10 protein-coding genes are annotated in these 8,262 nt (G+C 56.4%); 4 read left to right on the top strand and 6 right to left on the bottom strand.

All coding sequences use genetic code 11. The features are described 5' to 3' along the window. Positions 1 to 642: hypothetical protein (locus CW742_RS03820; RefSeq protein ID WP_292416683.1), on the top strand; the 642-nt coding region annotated here is incomplete at its 5' end. Between the two features lie 362 nt (positions 643 to 1,004). Here the strand turns inward: CW742_RS03820 and CW742_RS03815 are convergent. The 4 genes from CW742_RS03815 to CW742_RS03800 are packed head-to-tail and all read right to left on the bottom strand — an operon-like array spanning position 1,005 to position 3,663. Next, positions 1,005 to 1,592, bottom strand: coding sequence for a nitroreductase family protein (locus CW742_RS03815; protein WP_292416682.1), 588 nt, complete (start codon positions 1,590 to 1,592; stop codon positions 1,005 to 1,007). A 43-nt stretch (positions 1,593 to 1,635) separates the two neighbouring features. Next, entirely contained in the window at positions 1,636 to 2,454 is an 819-nt protein-coding gene (locus CW742_RS03810) for a nitroreductase family protein (protein WP_292416679.1), read from the bottom strand. Between the two features lie 11 nt (positions 2,455 to 2,465). Continuing rightward, on the bottom strand, positions 2,466 to 3,095 hold the full coding sequence (locus CW742_RS03805) for a flavodoxin family protein (protein WP_292416677.1): 630 nt from the start codon (positions 3,093 to 3,095) through the stop codon (positions 2,466 to 2,468). A 7-nt stretch (positions 3,096 to 3,102) separates the two neighbouring features. Further along, on the bottom strand, positions 3,103 to 3,663 hold the full coding sequence (locus tag CW742_RS03800) for a flavin reductase family protein (protein WP_292416675.1): 561 nt from the start codon (positions 3,661 to 3,663) through the stop codon (positions 3,103 to 3,105). A gap of 172 nt (positions 3,664 to 3,835) precedes the next feature. Between CW742_RS03800 and CW742_RS03795 the strand changes: the two genes are divergently transcribed. From CW742_RS03795 to CW742_RS03785, 3 genes are all read left to right on the top strand, one after another. Beyond that, positions 3,836 to 4,207 (top strand): helix-turn-helix domain-containing protein, encoded by a 372-nt coding sequence (locus CW742_RS03795; RefSeq protein WP_292416670.1) that lies wholly within the window; start codon positions 3,836 to 3,838, stop codon positions 4,205 to 4,207. A 9-nt stretch (positions 4,208 to 4,216) separates the two neighbouring features. After that, complete coding sequence (locus CW742_RS03790) at positions 4,217 to 4,684, top strand: N-acetyltransferase (RefSeq protein WP_292416667.1); 468 nt, start codon at positions 4,217 to 4,219, stop codon at positions 4,682 to 4,684. 65 nt (positions 4,685 to 4,749) lie between these two features. Then, positions 4,750 to 5,469 carry a DNA alkylation repair protein gene (locus CW742_RS03785; protein ID WP_292416664.1) on the top strand — a complete coding sequence of 240 codons (720 nt, stop codon included), beginning with the start codon at positions 4,750 to 4,752 and terminating at the stop codon, positions 5,467 to 5,469. Between the two features lie 11 nt (positions 5,470 to 5,480). Here the strand turns inward: CW742_RS03785 and CW742_RS03780 are convergent, their stop codons facing one another. After that, the gene (locus CW742_RS03780) at positions 5,481 to 5,855 is read right to left on the bottom strand and encodes a hypothetical protein (protein ID WP_292416661.1); all 375 of its coding nucleotides are present in this window, start codon (positions 5,853 to 5,855) and stop codon (positions 5,481 to 5,483) included. Positions 5,856 to 5,941: 86 nt separating this feature from the next. After that, positions 5,942 to 8,152, bottom strand: a complete 2,211-nt coding sequence (locus CW742_RS03775; RefSeq protein WP_292416660.1) for an adenosylcobalamin-dependent ribonucleoside-diphosphate reductase — start codon at positions 8,150 to 8,152, stop codon at positions 5,942 to 5,944. Positions 8,153 to 8,262: the final 110 nt, after the last annotated feature.

Genomic DNA, 8,262 nt, shown 5'->3' with positions numbered 1-8,262 from the left:
CTGAAGGTCCCGGTATCGTTCCGGTTCCTACCGCCGCCGGTCCTTGCGACTGCGAGGGATGCCCTCTTCCGGATCCGGAAGGAGCACCCGGGCGCACGGCTCACGTTCGATCTCTCGGGCGGACCAAAGGATCTCTGTATGGCCTTCTTCTCCCTCTCGCTCTGGGTGGGGGCAAAGACCCGGTACACGCTGCCGGGCCCGGACGGCAGGGAGGAGCGGGCGGAGTTCGGCGTGCCGAAAATCCCGGTTGCGGCAGTTGTCGCAAACAGGAACTACCTGAGGGTATTAGAGTCCCTTGCACGGCGGCCGGAGAAGGTGATGGAGGACCCGGTAGCCGGCCTGTCCCGCTCGTACCTCTACAACCAGGTGGAGGCATACTATGTCCCGAAAAGGACGCGGGGGGTAAAGCGGGGGAGAGCGCAACCGGGCACAGCGGGAAGTCCCGGCGGGATGACCGTTCAGCACGAGCTGACTCAGGGCACCTTCTCGAACATTCTGAGGACCATGGCTGCAGGGGGACTGATCGAAGAATGCCCCGGCCCGGATGCTGACCGGAAGCGGATGAGATACCGGATCACTGCTGCGGGCAGCCTCGCTTTGCGGCTCGCACAGATCAAAGCAGCACAAGTGCCTGTAACATAATCATGCGCGAGTAGCATGTACATGCTCCAGTAGCATCGCGATGTTACAAAAATCCGGGCCGGCTCACGACGGAGATTGCCTGCCCGGGGTGCCGGAGGTGCTCTCAGGCCAAAGAAAAATCCGGCGGAAAATTTTTTTGTGATTGGTATACTCCTGCTCAAAAATGTTCAAACACCCTCAGCCGGAAGTTCCGTATTCCCTTCGCCCGCAACTCCGGTTAGCAGGATCCTCACATATGCGTCCAATGGTAAACCCGAACCGGTCGCAAAGCCCGGCTATTCCGGTTTCCCGGCCCGGTCCGGTCATCTCCTCCCTCAACTGGAAGGTTTACCACCGTACCGGGATCGCACGTGGATGGGGAATCATTCCACCCACCGGACTTTGGTTGCCAGGTCTGGATCATGACGGGGCGGGGCATCCGGGATTCCTGCCGGGTACCCAAGCGGGGTAACCGCAACGATCTCGCGATCGCCGGGTATAGCGAGAATCGCTCTCAGGGTTTTCTCATCATGGATAGGCCCGGTCATCCAGCAGGTGCCAAGCCCGAGGGCGGTAGCAGCAAGCAGGAGGTTCTGCATCGCCGCACTCGCACTCTCAAGGTCAGCCTTGCGGAAGTTCGGGATTGGATCGGCCTTTACAAGCACCACGATGACCACGGGTGCTCCCCCGTAGGTCTTCGAGAACCGGATGAATTCGTCACGGCTGAGGGAGCGGCTCATCGGTGATGCCTCCCAGTTGTTCAGGTATTCCGTGAGGGTCGAGTGGTAGCTCTTCCCCATCTCACGGATCTTCTTTCCCGTCACTACGAGGAATTCCCATGGCTGCCGGTTCAGTCCTGACGGTGCCTGGTTGGCAGCATCGAGGAGCGCGTGAACCTGTTCCCAGCTGACCGCATCAGGCCGGTACTGCCGGACCGCACGCCGTTTGCTGATCGCTTTTAAGACATCCATTCTTCCATCTCCTGTTCTTGGTAATTATCCGGTTCCGATATCCCTACAGCCACATCACCTGAAGGGATTTCCTGCGGGGGATGCCATGAATTTTGTACTGCGGGTGACCGAACATCATCGCGTAGGAGAGCGTTCGTCCGTCGGAGATACCCAGTTCTTTCCGGAGGGGTTTGTAGGACCATGCTGCCATGGCAACGAACCCTGCCCAGCAGGTACCAACCCCGAAGGCCGGGGCCGCTACATCGACATGGGTAAGGGCAATGATGCCGTCAGTGACCGCGACCGGATTGTTCTCCGGGATGGTTGCTGCAAGGAGGTGGGGGGCATCGCGGCAGATGACATCATTTCCGCTCTCCCATGCCCCAAGCAGGAACGGGATATAGCCGCTCATCGGGTGGCCGGTGTTCAGAAGCGTCCGCATCCATTCGATGGTCAGTTCGGCAACCCGGTGCACCATCTTCCTTTCGTGGAGAACAATCCACTCCACCGGCTGCCCGTTGCCCCCGGACGCCGCATAGCGGGCAATGTCCAGGAGTTCAAGGATCTTCTCCTTTGGAACGGGATCGCTCGTGAAGTGCCGCACGGACCGCCGTTTCCGCATGTACCAGCCGAGATCATCCGCTGCAATCGCCCCGGCCCCTGAGGGCAGGAGCACCTTCTCGTCCGGGCGGTCGTTCACGATGAGTGCCTGCGACGGGCAGTGGGCTTCGCAGTGCCCGCACCGGATGCACATGCCGGCCTTTGCCTCCGGTACTTTGGGCAGGGTGTTCTCATCAGCGGGGTCGATGACCCCCAATCCGCAGACCGTCGAGCATATCCCGCACCGGGTGCAGAGGTCCTGGTTGACAAGTATCGTGGTCATGATCATCATTCTCATTTCTTCTTTGTCATACGATCATCGGCTTTTTCCGGGACAGGCGAGGGAAGCGGGTGCCTGCCCAGGTGCAGGAGCAGCGCTGCCATAGTCTGCCCGACGTGTTTTGCCCGGTCGAGGCCTTCTTCATCTCTCTCAACATCCCCGATCTCCCGCCCCATGCCGATCACGGGCAGTCCCGGAACGATCATCTCGTTAACAAGAAGGAAATGGAGCATCGTGTCCGCAGTACGGCTTGCTCCTGCCCTCCTTACAGCAACGACGGCATTCCCAATCTTGTTTCTCAGGGGGAACTCGTTGGCATAGGAAACAAACCCTGCCCGGTCGATGAGCGCCTTCATTTCCGCGGTGACATCCAGGAAATAGACCGGTGATCCGAGGATTATCCCGTCCGCTTCCCGCATCTTTTCAATAATGGTGTTCACCATATCGTTGTCGATCGTGCATTTCCCGTCCCGGTTTTCAAAGCATTTCATGCAGGCGGTGCAGCCATGGATCTTCTTCCCGCCAAGCTGAATAAGTTCGGTTTCAATACCCTCCTTTTCCAGCTCAGCAAAGATGGTGCGGGCCAGGATGGACGTATTGCCATCTTTCCGCGGGCTTCCGTTTATTGCGATGACTTTTGTCATGGTTGTATCAGGCCCTGAAGTTCTTTCCGGCACTCCATGCATCACCGGCATGCTTCCCGAGCGTCCAGTACCGGTTGTCCGGCATGGTCAGGAAGAGCGGGTCAATTGCGGGGAAATCCGGTTTCCCGTCGCGGATAACCTTTCCATCTGCGTACACACCTGCAATCTCGCCGATGAAGAGGTGGTGGGTTGGAAGAGAAACGTCCTGCACGAGACGGCATTCCAGCGTGACCGGACACTCATTAATCATTGGTGCGGTTTTCAGGCCGCCAAAGAAGACGGAGAAGACCTTTGACTTGTCGGTACTGGCTCCTGATACAATCCCACAGTAATCGGTCTTTTCCAGGAGTCCGGAAGAGGGGATGTTGATGGAGAACGTCTTGTTTTCCTCAACTCCCCTGGGGGTATAGTGGTTCTTTGCAATACCGCACGCTATCATGGGGGGGTTGCCGTTAACTCGGGCGCACCAGCCCACGGCCATGAAATTGTCTTTTCCGTTGACCTGTGTCCCCATCAGGACAACCGGCATCGGGATGAAAAAGTTGTTGCCAATCTGTTGTTTTTCCATAATTGCCTCTCATTTCGCTTTCGCGGATTGTCAGGTCAGAAAACCATATACAGGCTGAATACATACTATTCTTCTGCAAGGGTAATCTGGACCGTTGGTCTAAAATTTGCCTTAACTGAATATATAGGAAATACGGATATTTCAGAAACATAGTTTCATTGAGGTAACTGCAATGTACACGAGGAACGGTAAATCCTATCACTGCCCGGTCGAGGCGGCACTGGATGTGATTGGCGGAAAATGGAAACCGCTTATTCTCTGGGCGCTGGGAGACGATGTATTGCGGTTTTCCGAGCTCCAGAAAGCGCTTCCGGGCGTGAACACCAAGATGCTGACGAAGCAGCTCCGCGAACTGGAGGAGGACAGTGTTATCACGAGAACCATCTATCCTGAAGTGCCGCCCCGGGTCGAGTATGCCATCACCGATTTTGGCAAGACCCTCATTCCCATCCTCCAGGCGCTCTGCACCTGGGGGGCTGAATACCTCGGGACTGAGGAGGCTTCAGCCCACCAGTGCGCGACGAAAAATGGGAAGAGCGGATGATGTCCATCCATGCCGGCAATTGAATACCAGGAGACCGACCTCTCAGGGATAGAGCTGATACGCACGCTCTGGACACGGCTCAACACGCACCACCATGCCAATGCACGTGTATTTCAGGATGTCTATGCGGGGATGACTTTTGACGATCGGAAGGCGTATTTCTCAAAAATTGCCATGCAGGGTTCTCTCCGGATCGTTTTGGCCTTCGACCCGGAACAGGGGATTTACGCAGGATATTGTGTCAGCTCGCTCTCAAAAGACAATGAGGGAGAGATAGAATCGATCTCTGTTGATGAGACCTACCGGATGCAGGGTATCGGTACAAACCTCTTGACCCGGGCACTCACGTGGCTCAACAATAACGGCTCGATCCGGAACCGGGTCTCTGTTGCAGATGGTAACGAGGCTGCATTCCCGTTTTACCGGAAATTCGGTTTTTATCCGCGGATGACGGTCCTGGAACAATCGCGGGATTAACACTACGATCACCTTCACTCCCCGCATACCGCGTCCCTTATCCGTGATTCCTGCAACACATTGGTATGGACCCGGTCATCACCCGGATACGGAAAGATCTTGAGAATATTGCCGACCCTGCGCTCCAGAAGAGCTCGAAGCGGTTCTTCAAAGAGGAGATCCGCTGTTATGGCACGAAAACAGCTGCTGTCATCAAGCTGGCAAAGAACTCCTGGAAAGAGGTGAAGAGCCGGCCAAAACCGGAGATCTTCGCCCTGTGCGAGGAACTCTACCGGTCCGGGTATATGGAGGAGTCCTTCATTGTATCCGAATGGGCCCATGCCCTCTCAGGGCAGTACGAACGCGACGACCTGATCGTGTTCCGGCGCTGGATCGAGTCGTATATCACCAACTGGGCATCCTGTGACGGCTTCTGCAACCATACCCTGGGAGATTTTGTTGAACTGTTCCCTGACACTGTTGATGAATTAAAACGCTGGACACAATCGAAAAACCGGTGGATGCGGAGAGCGGCAGCCGTTTCCCTGATTGTACCGGCAAAGCACGGGAGATTTCTCCAGGAATCCATGGAAATTGCCGATCTGCTGCTCACCGATTCAGATGACATGGTACAGAAGGGGTATGGCTGGCTCCTGAAAGAGGCGAGCCGGAAGCATACCGAAGAAATCTTTGCCTATGTCATGAAGAACAAGCGCCGGATGCCCCGGACGGCACTACGGTATGCAATCGAGCTCATGCCGCAGGAGCTGCGCTCGGAGGCCATGAAAAAGGACTGGAAGAGATAATCCCTCTGGTGTTACGGGATTTCCTGCGATCGCTGCCGGACAAGGCTGATAAGATCATCAAGACTCGTGCACCGGTTGATCTCTTCGCTGCTGGCAACAATCAGGAGGTCTTTTCCCATCTGGACAAGGATCGCCGGGAACGTGATGAGCCCTGCCCCGATCTCGGAGATGAATTCATTCCGGTTCAGGAAACGGGCCGGGATGTTTAAGTCCTGAACGAACCGTTTCCAGTCTTTCTTCATGCCGATCGGGGTACTGGTTATTGCCGTTAAATTGCAGAAATTCCGCCCGTGCGCTATGCCGGCCTTCGAGGAATACTCCTTCAATCCCGGCAGGATGCCACTATCGGCATTGTAGATGAAAAGGAGGGTCTTCCCATATGACATGGAGAAATGAGTGTTTCTTTCCCCCATATATTTTGAGAGGATGACCGGAGTTCTGGTAATCCCGGATGATTGTGCGTCGGATGTCTTCAGCTGCACCCGGTCCAGCCGCAATGCTTGCAGATTCCCTTGTTGCAGCCCTCCCCGAAATCCAGTGGTTCGCCGCAGTCCGGGCAGGGGTTCTTCGCCCCCACCTCCCGGATGTCCCAGTCTTTGAGGGTTGTGATACTCTGGTTCTTGGCCGAGAGCTCGATACAGCGCCCGACAACATCCGCACACGAATGCCCTTCCGATGACGCGTTCTTGATAGCGACAACACAGTTGACCTTGGCAAACTGCTTGACGAACTTGTTGTACGGGACACCGTTCTGGAGCCCGGTGCTGATGGCCCGGCCAAGGGCGCTGCTGTTCGCCTCGCAGCCCCCGCTCCCGACCGTCCTGATAAAGACCTCCATCGGTTTTCCATCCATGAGATTGACGGTGACATAAAGACGGCAACAGCCGGACTGGCAGAGATAGGTCCTTCCTGAGAGCTCTTTTGGCCGGTCAATAGAGAGTGCAGGGATCTTCTCCGGTACATTCCGCCCTGCTGGAAGAGTCGCTGGAGCAGCTGGCGCAGTGACGTTCTCTTTCAGGGTAAGAACCACGTCTTCACGGCTGCCGGTCCGGTAGATGGTAATCCCTTTGAGTTTCAGGGTCCAGGCCATCAGGAGCGCCTCGGCACAGTCATCCCGCGTTGCCGATGCCGGCATGTTGATGGTCTTGCTGATGGAAGCGTGGACATGTTTCTGGAACGCTGCCTGCATCAGGATATGGTCTTTCCAGCTGATGTCCAGGGCAGTCTTGTACAGGCTCCGGAAATCCGCAGGGAGCCAGAGAAGGTCCTGGACCGTCCCTTTCTCGTGCACATGCGTGATGACTTCCTCTGTTTTCTTTTCCAGTCCACCGTTGCCAAAGCCCAGGGTGGAGAGGGTCTTAAAAAGGCGCTCGCGGAAGACCGGGTTGACGATGACAAACGTTTTGCCAACGGTATTTTTCCGCGTATAGACAAACGAGAAGATGGGTTCGATCCCGCTCGAACACCCGGCGAGCAGCGAGATGGTGCCGGTCGGGGCGATGGTTGTCATCGCCGCGTTCCTGACCGGGAACTCCTCCCAGGTGCTCCCCTCCCATGAGGGGAATGGTCCGCGTTTTGCAGCAAGCTCCCGCGACTCGTCAACCGCGGCACGGGTGACGAGCTGCATAACCCGCTCGCACCACGCCCTTCCCTCAGAAGAGTCATAGGCCAGGCCGGCCATGAGCAGGGCGTCGTGAACCCCCATCAGCCCGAGGCCGATCTTCCGTGTCCGCTTCGTTGCTTCTGCAATCTGCGGGATGGGGAAGGTGTTCTTATCAATGACCAGATCGAGGAAGCGCGTACCCATGCGGGCAGTCTCCTCAAGTAAACGTTCATCAAGCACACCACCTTGCATACAGGCTGCAAGGTTGATGCTCCCGAGAACGCAGCTCTCGTAGGGGAAGAGCGGCTGCTCACCGCAGGGATTTGTGGTATCGATCTCTCCCAGCTGCGGTGTCGGGTTCCTCCGGTTTATCTCATCAAAGAACAGGATACCCGGTTCACCATTTTTCCAGATCCCCTCAACAATCGCAGTCCAGATCCGGCCGACCGTGACTTTATCCCCTGTATTGGGGTGAATAAGCCATACGGTATCGAACTGCTTTTTGGAAACAAGGTCCATGAACCGGTCGTTCACCATCACGGAGATATTAAAATTGGCAAATTCACCCTCTGTTGTCTTGGCCGTGATGAACGGGAGAATGTCCGGGTGCCAGACATTCAGGATTCCCATGTTCGCCCCGCGCCTGCGGCCGCCCTGCTTGATGACTTCCGTTGCTGCATTGAAGACCCGCATGAACGAGACGGGGCCTGAGGCAACGCCCTCGGTTGACTGGACAGGAGATCCCTCGGGCCGGAGACCGGAGAAGTTATACCCGGTGCCGCCGCCGGTCTTGTGGATGATGGCTCCCTGCTTCATGGCATCAAAGATACCGTCAATAGAGTCAGGGACCGGCAGCGTGAAGCAGGCAGAGAGCTGGCCGAGCTCGGTGCCGGCATTCATCAAGGTGGGGGAGTTGGGAAGGAAACGGAGTGAGGTCATGGCCTCAAAGAACCGGGCTTCCTCCTCATTGTTATCGGCAAGGGCCGCTGCTGTGCGGTGGCAGATGTCGGAAAAATCCTTCTCCCCTTTCCGGAGGTACCGGGCGGATAGGATGCTGTCAACAATCGGTTGTGAACTCATGGGTATCCCTGACCTGATCTGTGTTGGTTAACGCGTACGGGAGCCTGGATTGCAGACAGGCTGCACCTGAAAGAGACTGGTGGTGGTGTGGATATACTCTTGTGCATAGC

Origin of the sequence: Methanoregula sp., from assembly GCF_002835825.1 — an archaeon.
Classification (GTDB): Archaea; Halobacteriota; Methanomicrobia; order Methanomicrobiales; family Methanospirillaceae; genus Methanoregula.
This window is presented reverse-complemented; position numbering and strand designations above follow the sequence as displayed.